This window comes from Photobacterium lucens (assembly GCF_009873615.1).
GTDB classification, from domain to species: Bacteria; Pseudomonadota; Gammaproteobacteria; order Enterobacterales; family Vibrionaceae; genus Photobacterium; species Photobacterium lucens.
The window spans coordinates 1-15899 of sequence record NZ_SSMG01000343.1 but is presented as its reverse complement, the minus strand read 5'-3'; the positions used below and the strand labels follow the sequence as shown (position 1 = coordinate 15899).

Below are 15899 nucleotides of genomic sequence, written 5' to 3'. Positions count from 1 at the left end.
TTAATCCGTATGTCGCTGGTTCAAGTCCAGCAGGAGGAGCCAAATAAAAAAGCCCGCAAGCAATTGCGGGCTTTTTTTGTAGATCAGCAACTAAAATCATCGAATAGAAAATAAAAATCACTATTCAGCCCATTCCATGGGACTATTCCTATTTGGGGAATAAGACGGTTGGTTCGTCCTGAACAAATCCTTTCAACAACCTGCGGAAGCTGTGCCATCCATAGTTATGTGGCTACCATCCCTATATCAGCCTACTGAGGTTGTCCCCTCCGTGGGGAATTCCGTTGTCTTCAACCGTGGAAACATCATAACGTAGCAAATCTATTACTGCAGTTGCATAAAGGCAGAATTTAGAGGATTTTCAATATCTTTTTGTTTTTTCATTTATTGATGAGTTGTTTTTGTCTTATTTAAATCGAAAAACTCTATTCTTTTAAAATAAATGTGATTTAAATCATATGGTTATGGGTTTGTTTTTATTTTGAAACGGTATTGATATTTGTTTGCTTTAAGGCTGAATTGCTACTTTTCTGTGGTGTTTGTGCTGATTAAATAGCTTAGATATTAATAAGTTGTTTTATTTTATTGATATATGTTTTGCTAATTTTCTATTATTAAATAGTATACCCAAGCAACCTCAAGATGCAGTGTCCAGCGAGACGACCTTAGTTCTCAGGCGCGGCGACGATTCGAAGATATAGTGGTTCTACATTGAGAATCGTTAACAAAGTCTGAGAGCTAAGGACGCTCGCCCTTTGGGAGCGTGTCACAGAGCCGACTTCTCGCGTCAGACAACTTGGAAAGAGCTCGCTATTCCGCTTCGTTGTCTTCCTTGAATTCAACCCAGTGACTTCGCTCTGAATCAGGCATCTTGAAGTCGCTTGGGTATATTCATCGAATCGTATTTGATTGGATTACAAATCATTAATTAATAGAGAGGTAACATGCACGACTTAATGACAGTCGCAGTCACTGTGTTTATGGGTTTTTTCGCCATGATGAATCCGTTTGCAAATACAGCAGTATTTGTCGGAATGACGGGGGGAATGCCAGCGAAACAAGTGCGAGCGATTGCCTTTAAAGCCCTTGTTACGGCATTTTGTATTATTACGGCCTTTTGTTTTTTAGGAAAAGGGATCTTTAGTGTCTTCGGTATTACCTTACCGGCATTACGTTTAGCGGGAGGGATTTTGGTATTTTTAGTGGGTTATCATATGTTGCAAGGTAACACTTCTAAAATGCATTCAAATCAAGAAGACAGTGATGCTGAAGGTAATACTGATATTGCGATATCACCGTTAGCGCTGCCTATTCTGGCAGGCCCTGGCACTATTGCAACAGCCATGAACTACTCAGCAGCCGGCGGTATGCTCCACATTTTAATTACCGTTTCCGCATTCGCCTTGCTGTGTGTGATCACTTTCTTTTGCTTTATTTACGGCCCTAAAATGATTGAAAAAATTGGTGAGAGTGGCATCAGTATTATCACCCGTTTAATGGGTTTGATTTTAACCGTGATTGGGATGCAGATGGGGATCCAAGGCGTTCACGATACGATCGTGCTATTTGGTACTAAGTGATCTTCTTTTCTAGCTCGCGATACCGATCTTTATTTAAGATTGACGTTTGTTATTACCATTAGATAAAAAAGCTGAGGCATGACGTCCTCGGCTTTTTTATTGTCTCTGTGACGACATTGTTGTTGACCTTCCTCTTGGTGTAACCTTTATGCTTGCCAACCTTGATTAGCACCAATAGAGAAAACGCGATGAGTTGTTGTAATAAAGCCCCTAAAGGTGGCGCTTCACTGGGAATTTTAATTAAGTTTATTGCTGCGATATTTTTGTTATTACTTGTGATTTCATTGTTTCAGTAATACTTAGCCGTTGCGATGATTGTGTGCATGGGCGTAAATTGATCCACCTTCTTTGAGCAATTCGACCACTTCAGAGGTGATTTCCCGAGAAATAGCAGGACATCCCCAACTGCGACCTAACATTCCAATTTCATTGATCACATTTGGCTCTGCGTAGCTGGCACCATGTAAGACGATGGCGCGTCTACGTGCATTGGAGTTACTTGGGCTCATGCCGTCTAAACGTAGGGAAATACCGTATTTTCCGTAATAGGCTTCTCCAACACGATAGGTGCCTAAACTGGTTTGGCGGCTATTGATCGTATTTGAAAACTCAGTGGCATATAACGTGCCGCTGTTAATACCATGAGTAACAAAAGTACGATGGAGTAGTGCGCGTTTCTCGATATCAATGATTAAAAATCGCCGAGCATCGGAGGGTTGAGAGTAGTCGATAATCGACATGATGGGCTTGTTAGCAACGCGAAGATGTTCACGGTAAGCACTGAGGAAAATATCAAAATCGACGTAATTTTGTAGCTTGGCATGATCATAGACTTTCCACGCGTGTGTTGCCCTAAGTGCGAGTGCATCGTGGCAACAAAATAGCAGCAGCGTGATGATTACATATCTGATTTTAAGAAGGAAAAAAGGTGAGAACGTCATAACTCCCTCCTGTATGTATCGTGTCTATCTACTCTGTGATGATCTATAGGAAGTAAGGTATGAATATTTTGTGCCAATTATCTAAAAGTTAAGGCAGTGGTAATACGTTGCGCTTAGAGGAGTAAGGCTGGCTTGTGTTAGCGAAAAGATTGTAATGTATTGGATAAAGTAAAAAGGCAACTCACATTGTAATCCGAGTTGCCTTTATTGCGTTTTGCGAATGATTTAGCAAATTAGCTTCTCGCGTGGGCATAAATAGAACCGCCTTCTTTTAATAAATGTACGACCTTATCTGCTAATTTCATTGGAATCGCAGGACAGCCCCAGCTGCGTCCTAACATGCCTATTTTTTTGATTGTGGCTGGTTCTGCGTATTTTGCACCGTGCAAAACAATGGCGCGTTTTCTGGCGTTTGAGTTAGATGGGCTCATGCCATCAAGACGAAGTGAAATGCCATATTTACCGTGATATGCCTCTGCGACACGGAAAGTACCTAAGCTGGTTTGTTTACTATCAACAATGTTTGAAAATTCAGTGGCGTAGAGATCACCACTGTTGATACCGTGAGAAACAAAAGTGTGATAAAGCAGTTTTTTCTTTTCAGTATCTATGATGAAGAATCGGCGGCGATCGGAGGGTTGGCTATAGTCGATGATTGACATAATTGGTTTATCTGCTACGCGGATATGCTCCTTAAAAGCGGTGAGAAAAACATCGTATTTTAAGTGTTTTCCTAATTTAGTCTTATCAAAAATAATCTTGGCTTGTTGATGGAGAGTGGTGGCGGCATAACTCGCGTGGCTCACGCTGAGTAGCGCAATAATAAATAGCGCAGTCCATATCTTCATTTGTTTGCTTCCTGCAAAAATTAGAGTGTTAGAGTTAGTCTGCGGTGTTGTGAGATTTGAAATAAACTAAGGCTTATTGTTTTTGGACTCAATAACGTAAAAAAACGCTATTGTTAATTAATTTTGATTCAATTGTGAATCAAATGTTGATTTTATTTGGTTTGATAGTGTGTTTTTTAACCAGTGATGTTGAAAATGGTGGCGATCATGGTTTTCATTTGTCGGATTGTGGCATGCTGAGTGTGCAAAGCTTGGGTTGTTAGATTGAAATAGAGGAAGCAGTAATGGTGATTAAACCAGAAATTCAAGGTGTTGTAGCACGAACGGCACATCCTTATGGTTGCCAGCAAGCCGTACAAGCACAAATTGCGTTTGTAGAGTCGGCAGCACCTATAACACAGGGACCTAAACGTGTGTTGATTTTAGGTGCTTCCTCAGGTTTTGGTTTAGCTTCTCGTATTGCACTGACATTTGGTGGCGCTCAGGCGGCAACATTAGGTGTCTCTTTTGAGCGCGGCCCAAGCGTGAAAGGTGTCGGCACAGCTGGCTGGTATAATAATATTTACTTTAAACAAGCAGCCGAACAACAAGGCTATATTGCAAAAAATATTGTTGGTGATGCGTTTTCGCCTCAAATACGTCAGCAAGTCGCCCAGATGATCCGTGATGAGTTTGATGGGCAAGTGGATTTGGTGATTTATAGCTTAGCAACGGGGGTAAGGCCGAACCCTGAAAATGGTGATATGTGGCGTTCTTGCTTAAAAACCGTGGGTGAAAATGTTTCTGGCTTTAGTGTTGATTTAGAAAAAGATAGCTTAGTACCAGCTGAGTTAACTGCGGCAAATGAAGATGAGATTCTGGCAACGACCAAAGTTATGGGTGGTGAAGATTGGCAAGAGTGGATCGACTTTCTCTTAGCCGAAGGGTTACTGGCAACAGGAGCCAAAACCTTAGCTTATTCGTATATTGGACCAGAATCGACGTATCCTATCTATCATCATGGCACTTTAGGTATTGCTAAACAGCATCTCCATCACACAGCAACAGTGCTAAATCAGCAGTTATCTCAATGTGTCGAAGGGCAAGCGAATGTCGTGGTATGTAAAGCGCTGGTAACCAAAGCCAGTGTGTTTATTCCGACATTTTCGCCTTATATTCTGTGTTTATTTAAAGTCATGAAGCAGCTTGGCTTGCATGAAGAATGCATTGAACAAATGCAGCGTTTATTCGCCGATAAGGTGTATGCAGAACATGATGAGCAATCATCACTTACGGATGAGAACGGCTTGATAAGAATGGATGATTGGGAGCTAAAACCTGAAGTCCAACAGCAAGTAGATGGATTAATGGCACAAATGAATGTCGATAATTTCAAACAAGTGGGAGATTATGCGGGATACAAATCTGCTTTTTTAGCTCTCAATGGTTTTGGATTCTCGACAGTTGATTATACTCAATCTGTTGATCTTGATGCTTTGTCTTGTCTGACTCCCTAGTAACGACTATAGGGCTTTTATTACTTGGTCTATTAAGGATGTAATATGCGCCAGTTAACTGCCTCGTTAGCACAATGGTTAAAGACGTTTAATTTGTTGATGGATGATGTGATTGCCAGCGGCATGCCATTGACAGTGGCATCTGTACGTGAAGGATTAGCAGCCATTACCCGTGAGTTGGTAACAGACATTCCTGACATGGCGTTGATTAACGATACCGTGATAGCTGATCGTGTGCCTGTGCGTATTTACCACCCACAGCCGGAGCAAGCCTTACCTGTATTATTGTTCTTTCATGGTGGTGGGCATATGTCTGGCAGCGTGGAGGTTTATGATCCTATTTGTCGTAAATTAGCCTGTCATAGTGAGCATATTGTGGTGTCGGTTGAATACCGTTTAGCACCTGAGCATCCTTATCCTGCCGCCATTGATGATGGTTATCTGGTGTTACAATCATTGCTGCAAACCTTGGTTCGCAGTGAGCTTAACTTTATTCCTCAACTCTCGATTGCTGGTGATTCTGCTGGTGGCGCATTATGTGCCACATTAGCCCGTATGGCACAGTTTGATGATGGTATTGAGATCGCAAAGCAAGTGCTGATATACCCAAGCCTTGATTACACCTTAAGTTTTCCTTCTGTGAATCAAAATGGAGTCGGTTATTTACTCCAACAATCACGGATTGAGTGGTATTTCTCGAATTATTTCCAACATAACGAAGATCGTCGTCAAGCCTCACCTGTTTGGGGGCCTTATAGTATGGCATTACCTGAAACCTTGATGATCACGGCTGAGTTTTGTCCGTTAAAAGATGAAGGCAAAGCGTATGTAGATGCGCTGAGAAAGCATGAGGTTAATGTGGAGCATATCCACTTTGAGCAGATGATCCATGCATTTTTGAACATGGAAAACTTAGCGAAAAAAGAGTGTGAACAGGCGTATAAAGCGATTGCTGCATTTCTAAAAAAATAAAAGCCGTAACGGTGAATTACGGCTGTCGACTAGAAATATGTGTGTTAATCAGTTTATTCAAAGAAAGACTCAAGTAGTGCATATAAACCGCTTAATAAATCCATCTAACACCTTCCATTAATAAAAATAGGCTACAGTAATATGGGCGAAATGCCTCTCTGTTGCTTATATCCAGAATAGATTTATTCGCTTCTTAGTCAATCTTTGTTAGCGGGAATATCTCCGATTGTGAACATTGATCACGATATTCTTTAACTTTGCGTTATAACCGATACTTGCCCAGATCTAACCTTCGCTACACTTATCATTAGGGTGTACTTAATCGTTGTTAGGTGGGTAAGTGTCGGTGTTGAAAACGGTTTCTGACAATGGATTTACTTTGTTTTATTCGCTGTCTTTATGTTTGCTATTAACGGCATGTAATGAAGATAGCCACCAAAGCATTGCTGCAGATGCGGAAGGGTTACCTGATCTCAGCGCTGTGACGGCTTATTCAGTAAACGCTAATGGTGAGCATTTATCTTGTGCGAAAAATTACCGTGAAAGTTGTTTGCTTGCGCAGTTCCCACCATTGGGAGTTGAGAAAACGGTGTCACTGACGATAAGCGATATTGAGTCACGCTTGTTTGTATCCCATCCTTGGATGGCTGAGAGTTTCTTATCTGCGCTATCAACACTGCCATCGGTATTGTTACCGCTATTTCGTTCAGTGAGTGCAATTGTCATTGCAGATGATGTACGTCCATCGTTTTATAGTGCGAATACTGCCACGATTTATATCGATCCTCGGTATTTGTGGCGAGATGAACAAGAGTGGCTCAATATTGTTGCTAAAGATGACTTTCGTGATCGGTTCCAAGCCAATGTTTCTTTTCTTGCTGTCCGGCAACATGTAGACAGTGCTGGTGTTGCTGCGCGGTGGAGCAGTGATACTTTTTCCGCAAGTAATAGCACGCGTACCATAGATCAATTACGACCTGCACTGTTTCGTTTATTAGTGCATGAACTAGCCCATGCGAATGATCTTTTGCCCCCGTCGGTGCTGTCATCGTTATCACCAAACCGCACTATTTATCAAAATATCACTGCGACAACACCGTTACATCAAACGCTTTATGATCAATTACCGTTGCAAGATACATTGTTGTTTGATGTGGCAGATGTGCTGTATCAAGGTACACCTCCCAGTGAGACTGTTCATGACCTCACCGCTTTACAAGTAGGTGCACATTTTGAAGCTGAAGGGGCAAGTGATCTCTATAGCTATACCAACAAAAAAGAAGATTTGGCGATGTTATTTCAGTCGTACATGATGCTTGAACATTGGGGATTGCAAGATAGGTTTATGTTGCTGTCGCAAAATGAGCAAGGGCTTGAGGGATGTGAGCGTTATAGCGTCGCGTGGGGGCAAACAGGGCGGATGTTTGATCCTCTCGTTTATGATCGGATGATTTTAGCTGCTGAAGCGTTATTAGAGATAGAATTACCCGTCAGATTTACTGTTGTGCTTGAAGCTACGCCTATTCCGTCGGGCACATCATGGTGTGAGATCATCAACAGTATAAAAGGCTAATCGCAAAGAAACCTGACATGGAAGCCTCTTGGGTATATAAGAAGGAACTATTTATATAGGCGCTCTAAATCGAGTAGCTTTTGCTTAATGTCACTGCCGCCAGCGTAACCACCTAAATCGCCATTTTTAGTGATCACTCGGTGGCAAGGCACAATAATCGATAAGCTATTTTTGCCATTTGCAGTTCCCACGGCACGACAGGCTTTTGGGTTTTCAATAGCATCAGCTAATTGCTGGTAATGCCATGTTTCCCCATAAGGTATCGTGGTTAATGCTTGCCATACTCGCTGTTGAAAGTCGGTGCCTTGAAAAGCCATTGGCAACAAGAATTGTTGTCGTTGACCGTTGAAATATTCCGTTAATTGTTGCTCACACAATTTTAAGATTGGGTGCTCAGGGCTAAGTGTTGCTTGAGCAAGAGAGGGAATGCGGTGACTTTCAAACCATACCGCTAATAGTGCAGTATTGTTTGCTGTTAGAGTGATTTTCCCTAATGGGCTATCGAGGTGCTTAAAATAGATATCCATATCGCTAGATTGAATCATAGTGTGGATGATGTTGCTATTATGAGCAAAATAGATGAGCGATTCAAACTTATGAGAGAGCAGGAGAAAGCCGCTAACCTAACGGATATAACTACAAGGTTAGCGGAAGAAAGCCTTACTTAGCGTGTTGTTTTAAGTAATCTAATGCGCCTTTAATTGCCGCCACTTGTGCCATATTACATTCATCTTCAGTAACTCGTGGGCTATCTGGGTAAACCTCTGTTGTCGAGGTGTAAGCGGCATCTGTTACGCTTGCACACAGACCTAATGCTTTTAGCGGGTAGTTGATCACACCTTCTTGAGTGATAGGTTCACCAATAATGTTGCCGTTATCATCTGGTGGCGCAATGTGAGTGATATGACGAACTTCATCAATGATCGCAGTTTGGAATGCATCTTGTGGATTTTCAGTATCACCTACCACGTAGAAACCGTCTGGCACACTGTCTTCAATGTATGCTTTACCATCACGGGCAGCTAAAGCTGGGCGGAACTCTGATTCATCCGTATCGGTGGTTTCATGCAGATCAATGTGTGCCAAGAAATCGGTTTTCTGATCTTGTACTAATTGCATTAATGCTGCTGATTCTTCTGCTGGGCTATTAGGAATAAAAGAGCGGTTTGGATCAACAGCGTTAGGGTTCCAACGGTTGATGGTTTCATAACCCCAAGGGCTTACGCAAGGTGCCACTAAGATATTGAAATCATTGCTGTAGTTTTCAGCTTCTAATGCTACAAAAGCTAATGCGCCATGAACACCACTGGTCTCGTAACCGTGAATACCACCCGTGATTAATACTGTGGGTTTATTTGTATCCCAGTTGCGAGTTTTAATGGAAAAAAGTGGGTATTTTTCAGGAGAGTAGGACAGAGCACCATACTGAGCAATATCAAATTTATCTTTTAAGGCATCAATTTTAGTTACGACTTGCTCAAGGTAAGAGCGCTTAATGGTTGTTTCTGCTAACCATTGTGCTTTTTCTTCACTTCCCCAAGGTTTGCCTGTTTCGCCGATATGATAAGTAGATGATTGCATTATAGTGCTTCCTGTTTTTAGTATATTGATGATCTTTTTACATGATGCTTTATTGTTTAGCAAATTTGGTTCGATTTTGTAAAAACTGACTGTATTTTAGAAGGTTTAATAAATCATATTGAAATGATAAGTGGAAAATATAGTTGTTAATGATAGCGAATAAACTGCGTTTATAAGATGCAATGGAGAAGGTGACAATTTCATTTATATAACGAGATTGTATGCTAAAACAGAACAAGATTTTGATTAAATGTTTCAATGTTAGGTTGCAATTTCACTGTATATAATACTATTGTCATACAAAATTAGAGGCATATAGTAACTCTCGTTGTCACAAATTATCTATTTTGGAGAAGACGATGAGTACTATCTTGAATGAATCACAAATTGAAGATGCGAAACAACACCTTACTCGTCCTCTAGCCACACCTACAGATTTAAGTGTAGACGCGACTAAAGAGATCAGTGGTGCACTAACAGCGATCCTTGCTGATGTTTTTGCGATGTATATAAAGACCAAAAATTTCCATTGGCACATGAGTGGTGCACATTTCCGCGATTACCACTTAATGTTAGATGAGCAAAGTGCGCAATTATTCGCGATGACGGATGATATTGCTGAGCGTGTACGTAAAATTGGTGGCAAAACACTGCGTTCTATTGGTGAAATTTCCCGGATGCAGCGTATTTTAGATAATGATGCTGAATACGTAGAGCCTGCTGATATGCTTGCTGAGCTTTGTGAAGATAATAAACAATTAGCCGCAGAGCTTCGTGCTGCACATACTTTATGTGATGACTGTGGTGATTATTCTTCTGTGAGTATGATCGATGATTGGATTGATCAAACTGAACGTCGTGTTTGGTTCCTTTATGAGTCTTATCGTCATTGATAGTAACAACTGACAGTCTATCTGTGTTGTGATTAAAGCTTCTCTTGATTAGAGAAGCTTTTTTTATGGCTATTTTTAGCAAGATGCATGTGAGCGTCGCTATAAATTCACGATAACTTAGAAAAAATCACTATAAATCATAGAGCTAATTTTTAATAAAAGTTGGTTTAGTTATTGCTAATAGTCATTTATCACCGTGGGAGAGATAAATGAGTATTGTTGCTGGGGTCATTTCAGATTGCTGGAGCCAAGACTTTTTACTCATCAAAAAAGAGATCGCTCAGCACTTATCACGCAATCCAACCGATGTTCGTCATGAATATTTCGATAACCATTTGTATCTATGCCGAGTTGCAATTGATTGTTATCGTGAGGCGAATTGGGCTGAAAATCATTTACGTTTTACGATGGTGTTAGGACATACCTTGATGTCGCCATCACTCACTCAAGATGTAAATAGTTTACTGCAACACAACATGCAGGATTACCCTAAATTATTGGCTGATGCGCAAGGGACGTATTGCGTTTTAAATTATGATAAACGTCAGCATACTCTCAGTATCTTTGCTGATTCGTTGGCGATTCGACCGCTATATTATATGCAGTATAAAGGGGCGGTTATTTTTAGTTCGTGCTTACGTTTATTTGATAAGTTAAGTGTGAAATTAACCACTAATTTGGTTGGAGTCACCGAGTATGCTGTTGTTGGTTATACCTTAGGAAATAAAACACACTATAACGAAGTGCGATCATTATTACCTGGAGAAAGGCTAATAATGACGACGAATGAATTACAGCAACAGCGCTATTTTCGTTGGGCTGATATGCCTTTTGATTGTTTGCGTGATAGTGATGGTATTTCTCAATTTGATCGTGCTTTTAAACAAGCGGTTAATCTCTGTTTAGGTGATGATTTTCACGCGATAAGCACGTTATCTGGTGGGTTAGATTCACGAGTGATCGTTACTGAATTATTAAAGCGGGGCGTACAGTTAGAATGCTTAAATTTTTCGTATCAACGTTCGCAAGATGAAGTGTATGCCGAAGCCTTTGCACAGTATCACGATTTTCCACTTCATATTGTTAATGTCAGAGATACCCAAGAGCAAAGTATTGAACAACGACTAGGATGTTATTGGCGAGCCACTCAATATAATTTTTACCAACAGGTTGAGCACCCAAGACTAGTGTGGTCTGGCAATGGTGGTAGTGTATGCGTAGGTATGGTGTTTTGTGATGATGAAATACTGGCAGCCTGTGCAACCGGTGAGCCGTTAGCTGTGGCAAAAGCTTATTTACAACATCAACATGCATTTATTCCCAAACGGATGGTGAAAGATGGTGCGATGCTCCAAGCGCAATTAGAGCAAAACATTGTAGCCTGCTTAGAGCAATATTCACATTTGCCGCTGGAAAAAGCCTTTCAGCTGTTTTTATGGGAAAACGATCAACATCAGCATATTGCACCAGCTTTAGAAGACATGGATAAGTTTAGGCTTGATTTTCATCTCCCTTTTTATAGTAAATCAGTGCTAAGTGTGATTTTTGCGTTACCGACAGCTTCAGCGGTTAAGCATCAGTTTTATATGAAGTGGCTTAATCATGCTTATCCTGAGGCATTACTGACGCCATGGCAAACTTACCCGGGGCATTTGACTTGCCCATTAAAAGATCATCGATTATCAGCGCTAAGCCAATGGCAATTAACTGAAAATGTAAAAAACAGAGTGAATTTGATCACCATTGGTCTTAAAACTTTATTTGATGCTAAAGGTGAGTTTTACCATTTACATTATTTAGGGGCTAATTGTCTCTTAACGGCACTTGGCTTGTACAGTGGGGAATCTACACTCAATGTTGTTAAGCGGATGAATCGGGTGTTAAAGCCTCATCATTAGTAATCTGGATCAGACTTGGCTAGAATACGCAGCCTTGTTATTGATGGTTATGAGTTCTGCGTAATATGCGATTTTTAAAATTATCTGTTCATCCTGATCTGGAAAATATTGATTTTGATACCACTGAACTAAGTATTTTCCAACGAGATGCGGCACGTGCCATTGTCTTAAATGGTGAAGATATTTTGATGCTTTACACAGCTCGTTACCATGATTACACCTTGCCAGGTGGTGGTATTGATGCTGGTGAAGATAAAGTTCAAGGATTGATCCGTGAGCTTGAAGAAGAAACTGGCGCAAAGAACATTCGTGATATTAAGCCATTTGGTCAATACGATGAATATCGTCCTTGGTATAAATCTGAGCATGATATTGTTTATATGAAATCGTACTGCTACGTCTGCACCATAGATAAACAGCTGGGTGAGACTCGTTTTGAAGATTACGAAATTAAAAATGGCATGAAGCCAGTGTGGATCAACATTTTTGATGCTATTGCGCACAATGAAGCAACCATCAAACATTCTGAGAAAAAAGGGATGTCGATTGAGCGAGAAACGTTTTTGCTTAAGTTGATTGCAGCAGAATTACTACCAGTGAATGCATAAAAAACGGAGGCAAATAGCCTCCGTTTTTTTATTAAATAATACTTTGATTTATTTTACTTTTTTGAAAGTAACTGTATGACGATCAGAGCTAATGATTAATGTATTTTGGTTAACAAGGTAATCAGAAGGGCCTGTTAGCATTTTCTTCACAAAGCCATCAACGGTTGCTTGTTCGTTCTGAATACACATCTTACGTGTTGATGCTAAGTTCTTAGTCAGTAAATCGTTACTTGTTAACGTTAGCTTACCCGTTAAAGTGTTACAGCCTTGATAAGTCACATTGAAGTTCTGATCAATTACTAATTCAGGTTTAGCTGGTAGCGCATCAACAGGCTGAGTGTGACCGTCAATTGCACTTACTGCCCAAGTGCTAGGTAGTGCGGCAACGTCTTTAGGGGTTGTGCTACAGCCAGTTAATAGTGATGCCAGTAAAAAAGTACCAAAAAAAATCTTTTTCATTATATTTCTCGTGTCGTACAGCAAGAAAAGTGCGTTAGATATAGATTATGACAACGATGAAACAGACAACGGTCAATGGTCTGATATGTATAAAGTCACGCAGTGATGTTTTGTGTCTTGCTAACTTAAGTAGTCATATGAACAGTAAAGCTCAGCAGGGTGTGAAGTGTGACAAATAACCGTAAAAATGTAAACGGCATCCTTTTTTTATTTGTATATTTTTGTGTATTCATAAAAATGTTAATACGTGTAGTAAGAAGGATGAAAATTAATGCAGAACATCACATTGAGTTCACTTGCTGGAGAGCAATAGATAACACTGTCAAAAGTTGTATGTGTGGACGTAACTGCGTCGAACACATACAAGAACTGAGCAATGAAATCCTTCTCATTTAGTATTGTTTGTAAAACCAAACTCTGCAATATCTCCCCCCTTTTTTAGACTAATTATGCTTACGTTCTTCTTTAACAAAAAACTCGCATATTTTTAGCCAAGCATTGCTACAATGCTTGGCTGTTTTTCAAAGTGAATAGAATCATGTTTCAACAAGAGCACGTGATCAAACTGGCTAATATGAAAATGCCATTTGGTAAGTATGCAGGTCGGGTGTTGATTGACTTACCTGAAGAATATTTATTGTGGTTTGCTAATAAAAAACAGTTTCCCTCGGGAGAGTTGGGTGATTTAATGCAGCTCTGTTTAGCTCTCAAGATTGAGGGCTTAGATTCTGTGGTGAGACCTCTTAAGTATGGAAACTACCCCAAAGATTTATAATTATGCCCGTGTAAGTACCACCAAGCAGTTACAAGGTGTGGGGTTAGAAACGCAGCAGCAGAAAAGCATTCTTGAAAATTTATCGCTAGAGTATGGTCTTCCTATTCATGATGAAAACTTTGTTGATCATGGAGTAAGTGCATACCACGGAAAGCACAAAGAGGGAGCGCTTGGAATTGTGCTCTCTCGCATCGAAAGTGGCGAAATTCCTACGGGTAGTATTTTGGTTGTGTTTTCTCTAGATCGCCTTTCGCGAGAAACTGTTAATGTCGCTATGGAGCAATTACTTAGGATCATTAATCAAGGTGTGCGTGTATATACGCATATTGATGGCAAGTTATTTGATGCCAAGAGTCAACATCTAACAGCAGATCTTATTGTTTCGTTAATTACTATGCAGCGAGCTAATGAAGAATCTGAAACCAAATCAAAGCGAACTATTGCTGCTTCCAAGATTGCTTTAAAGCGTTGGAAAGAAACATGTCAACCACAGGGTGCTCTTGGGCGCACACCATTTTGGATCGATCAACGTACAAACACGTTTAACATTAATGCTGAAGGTGTAAAGAAAGCGATAGAAATGCGGATCACTGGCTATGGTGATTTGAAAATTAAGCAGTATTTGGATGCTAATTTTGAATATAAACCAACAAGACGGAAGGGTAAGATAAAACAATCCGATTCATGGGACTACATTGCCATCAGTCAATTATGGGGAAAACGATCATTGATAGGTGAGAAAACTTTTACTATTGAAGGTGTTCCCCATGTGATGGAAAACTACTATCCACCGCTAATTGATGATAGTACATTCTTAAAGCTCCAAATTTGTAAAAACAAAAAGCAAGGAAGAGATACTGGAAGTGGCAAGATTGCATTATTGAAAGGTATTGCTCGTTGCGGTATTTGCGGTGGCGCAATGGTCTTTATGGATAAAGGTGGTGACAGAGTCAGTTATGTTTGTAATTTGGCGTTGAAGGGCGAGCATGATCGAGAACTCTATAATGCTAATATGTTGGATTTTTTAACTCTGGAGATTTGTAAAGATACTTACCTTACTGTATCTGACAATACGGATAATATTTCTGAGGAGCATGAGAAGTTACAGCTTGAAATAGAGTTGAGTGCAGAACAAGAAAACCGAGACAAATTGTTTGAAATTAGCCTAAGAACACCCAAAGACTCATTTTTTAAACTTCTCGAAAACAGTGAAAACAAAATTGATAAGCTAAAAGCAAAGTTGGATGCTCTTGAAAATGATAATATTGTATTAAATGCAGATGAGTTGGCAAGCTTGCAGGAAGTTTTCGATGATGATATCCGCACAAACTACCTACACCCCGAACGGTATGTAATCCGCAATAATCTCTATCGTTTTATTTCTTCAATTACTTTAAGCCGAAGGTTTGAACCCTGCTGTGATGCAAAGACCAAGTTTGCTAATTGTGTCGACATCACTTGGCACTTCAAAAATGGTCAAAAGAGAAGACTTGCGATGTTGCCATACGAGTACACAAAGGCTAAAAGTGGTAGTAAAGGGCTTTATTTACCCTTTATGTATATATATGGCAGCAAGAACTTTATTGACGTGAAAGATGGTGAGCAGCTTTTATCTGATATTTTGAAAAAGCTTCATGAATTAGATCTAACAAAGAGCTTGTACCCAAGCAAAGGGCAGTATAAATGGAATCAACGTTCTTTAGAATGTGGAAATACTTATGGAGTGCCATTGGATGAGGCCTCATTTTTAGACCCGGAAACACGGCTGTTTGAGTTTGGCGGTATGAATACTGAAAAAACAACTTCTTTAAATTATATTTCCATGATGTATAACCATCAATGGAAAGGGGAAAAGTTGGCGTATGATTATCCGTTGTCAAAATTTAATAATTTAGCTCGAAGATTTAATTTAGTTGAAAGTGAAAAATTCTTGGAATTCTTACAGGATAATCGCTTCGATCAAGAACTTTATTTATCACTCGACTTTTTGATGTCGTAGATATTTTATTGATTCTACTTACTTGAGGTTTTACTCATTTTCGAACAATTGTGATTGGTATGGAAAGGAAGTAGATATTATTAAACCTCAGGGTATTATTAATGCCACTACAGTATCAAAAGCGGTGAAAATGCCAACGGCAATACCATGAATTGGTTTTAAACGGTAATTCAATAAATTTGGGGCATGAGTTCACGCCCCAAATATTTTTCGGCTAAAATAATGTTATTAATATAAAAAATAAACACTCACAAAACCTCTATTTTTTTTTTAAAC

14 protein-coding genes are annotated in these 15899 nt (G+C 39.9%); 9 read left to right on the top strand and 5 right to left on the bottom strand.

Annotation, left to right across the window (positions count from 1 at the left end; translation table 11 throughout):
* Nucleotides 1–944: 944 nt before the first annotated feature.
* Entirely contained in the window at nt 945–1580 is a 636-nt protein-coding gene (locus E5A76_RS14525; RefSeq protein ID WP_053987729.1) for a MarC family protein, read from the top strand.
* A gap of 299 nt (nt 1581–1879) precedes the next feature.
* Here E5A76_RS14525 and E5A76_RS14520 read toward each other — a convergent pair whose 3' ends face one another.
* Complete coding sequence (locus tag E5A76_RS14520; protein WP_161119351.1) at nt 1880–2521, bottom strand: murein L,D-transpeptidase catalytic domain family protein; 642 nt, start codon at nt 2519–2521, stop codon at nt 1880–1882.
* A 233-nt stretch (nt 2522–2754) separates the two neighbouring features.
* Complete coding sequence (locus tag E5A76_RS14515) at nt 2755–3369, bottom strand: murein L,D-transpeptidase catalytic domain family protein (protein ID WP_107166413.1); 615 nt, start codon at nt 3367–3369, stop codon at nt 2755–2757.
* A 284-nt stretch (nt 3370–3653) separates the two neighbouring features.
* On the opposite strand from E5A76_RS14515, the gene fabV reads away from it, so the two are divergent.
* The 3 genes from fabV (at nt 3654) to E5A76_RS14500 (ending at nt 7410) form a co-directional block, all read left to right on the top strand.
* Nucleotides 3654–4865, top strand: coding sequence for an enoyl-ACP reductase FabV (gene fabV / locus E5A76_RS14510; protein WP_161119350.1), 1212 nt, complete (start codon nt 3654–3656; stop codon nt 4863–4865).
* 45 nt (nt 4866–4910) lie between these two features.
* On the top strand, nt 4911–5837 hold the full coding sequence (locus tag E5A76_RS14505; RefSeq protein WP_053987725.1) for an alpha/beta hydrolase: 927 nt from the start codon (nt 4911–4913) through the stop codon (nt 5835–5837).
* 340 nt (nt 5838–6177) lie between these two features.
* Nucleotides 6178–7410, top strand: coding sequence for a hypothetical protein (locus E5A76_RS14500; protein ID WP_316247334.1), 1233 nt, complete (start codon nt 6178–6180; stop codon nt 7408–7410).
* Between the two features lie 47 nt (nt 7411–7457).
* Here the strand turns inward: E5A76_RS14500 and E5A76_RS14495 are convergent, their stop codons facing one another.
* Nucleotides 7458–7937 (bottom strand): methylated-DNA--[protein]-cysteine S-methyltransferase, encoded by a 480-nt coding sequence (locus tag E5A76_RS14495; RefSeq protein ID WP_161119349.1) that lies wholly within the window; start codon nt 7935–7937, stop codon nt 7458–7460.
* A 133-nt stretch (nt 7938–8070) separates the two neighbouring features.
* Nucleotides 8071–8991: a M14 family metallopeptidase gene (locus E5A76_RS14490; RefSeq protein ID WP_161119348.1), complete on the bottom strand. Its 921-nt coding sequence runs from the start codon at nt 8989–8991 to the stop codon at nt 8071–8073.
* 359 nt (nt 8992–9350) lie between these two features.
* On the opposite strand from E5A76_RS14490, the gene E5A76_RS14485 reads away from it, so the two are divergent.
* The 3 genes from E5A76_RS14485 (at nt 9351) to E5A76_RS14475 (ending at nt 12390) form a co-directional block, all read left to right on the top strand.
* Nucleotides 9351–9884: a Dps family protein gene (locus E5A76_RS14485; RefSeq protein ID WP_053987721.1), complete on the top strand. Its 534-nt coding sequence runs from the start codon at nt 9351–9353 to the stop codon at nt 9882–9884.
* 209 nt (nt 9885–10093) lie between these two features.
* Nucleotides 10094–11782 carry an asparagine synthase-related protein gene (locus tag E5A76_RS14480; RefSeq protein ID WP_161119347.1) on the top strand — a complete coding sequence of 563 codons (1689 nt, stop codon included), beginning with the start codon at nt 10094–10096 and terminating at the stop codon, nt 11780–11782.
* 65 nt (nt 11783–11847) lie between these two features.
* Nucleotides 11848–12390: an NUDIX domain-containing protein gene (locus E5A76_RS14475; RefSeq protein WP_107166406.1), complete on the top strand. Its 543-nt coding sequence runs from the start codon at nt 11848–11850 to the stop codon at nt 12388–12390.
* Nucleotides 12391–12438: 48 nt separating this feature from the next.
* Here the strand turns inward: E5A76_RS14475 and E5A76_RS14470 are convergent, their stop codons facing one another.
* The gene (locus tag E5A76_RS14470) at nt 12439–12849 is read right to left on the bottom strand and encodes an META domain-containing protein (RefSeq protein ID WP_161119346.1); all 411 of its coding nucleotides are present in this window, start codon (nt 12847–12849) and stop codon (nt 12439–12441) included.
* A 538-nt stretch (nt 12850–13387) separates the two neighbouring features.
* Here E5A76_RS14470 and E5A76_RS14465 point away from each other — a divergent pair.
* Nucleotides 13388–13624: a DUF3820 family protein gene (locus E5A76_RS14465; protein WP_161119345.1), complete on the top strand. Its 237-nt coding sequence runs from the start codon at nt 13388–13390 to the stop codon at nt 13622–13624.
* Nucleotides 13599–15623 carry a recombinase family protein gene (locus tag E5A76_RS14460; protein ID WP_161119344.1) on the top strand — a complete coding sequence of 675 codons (2025 nt, stop codon included), beginning with the start codon at nt 13599–13601 and terminating at the stop codon, nt 15621–15623. The genes E5A76_RS14465 and E5A76_RS14460 overlap by 26 nt, the downstream gene beginning before the upstream one ends.
* Nucleotides 15624–15899 lie beyond the last annotated feature (276 nt).

What these genes read in the sequence shown, in the direction of transcription:
- E5A76_RS14495 (WP_161119349.1), bottom strand. Translation starts at nt 7,937, where the DNA reads ATGGATATCTATTTTAAGCACCTCGATAGCCCATTAGGGAAAATCACT.
- E5A76_RS14485 (WP_053987721.1), top strand. Translation starts at nt 9,351, where the DNA reads ATGAGTACTATCTTGAATGAATCACAAATTGAAGATGCGAAACAACAC.
- E5A76_RS14470 (WP_161119346.1), bottom strand. Translation starts at nt 12,849, where the DNA reads ATGAAAAAGATTTTTTTTGGTACTTTTTTACTGGCATCACTATTAACT.
- E5A76_RS14465 (WP_161119345.1), top strand. Translation starts at nt 13,388, where the DNA reads ATGTTTCAACAAGAGCACGTGATCAAACTGGCTAATATGAAAATGCCA.
- E5A76_RS14460 (WP_161119344.1), top strand. Translation starts at nt 13,599, where the DNA reads ATGGAAACTACCCCAAAGATTTATAATTATGCCCGTGTAAGTACCACC.
- E5A76_RS14525 (WP_053987729.1), top strand. Translation starts at nt 945, where the DNA reads ATGCACGACTTAATGACAGTCGCAGTCACTGTGTTTATGGGTTTTTTC.
- E5A76_RS14475 (WP_107166406.1), top strand. Translation starts at nt 11,848, where the DNA reads ATGCGATTTTTAAAATTATCTGTTCATCCTGATCTGGAAAATATTGAT.
- E5A76_RS14515 (WP_107166413.1), bottom strand. Translation starts at nt 3,369, where the DNA reads ATGAAGATATGGACTGCGCTATTTATTATTGCGCTACTCAGCGTGAGC.
- fabV (WP_161119350.1), top strand. Translation starts at nt 3,654, where the DNA reads ATGGTGATTAAACCAGAAATTCAAGGTGTTGTAGCACGAACGGCACAT.
- E5A76_RS14520 (WP_161119351.1), bottom strand. Translation starts at nt 2,521, where the DNA reads ATGACGTTCTCACCTTTTTTCCTTCTTAAAATCAGATATGTAATCATC.
- E5A76_RS14480 (WP_161119347.1), top strand. Translation starts at nt 10,094, where the DNA reads ATGAGTATTGTTGCTGGGGTCATTTCAGATTGCTGGAGCCAAGACTTT.
- E5A76_RS14505 (WP_053987725.1), top strand. Translation starts at nt 4,911, where the DNA reads ATGCGCCAGTTAACTGCCTCGTTAGCACAATGGTTAAAGACGTTTAAT.
- E5A76_RS14490 (WP_161119348.1), bottom strand. Translation starts at nt 8,991, where the DNA reads ATGCAATCATCTACTTATCATATCGGCGAAACAGGCAAACCTTGGGGA.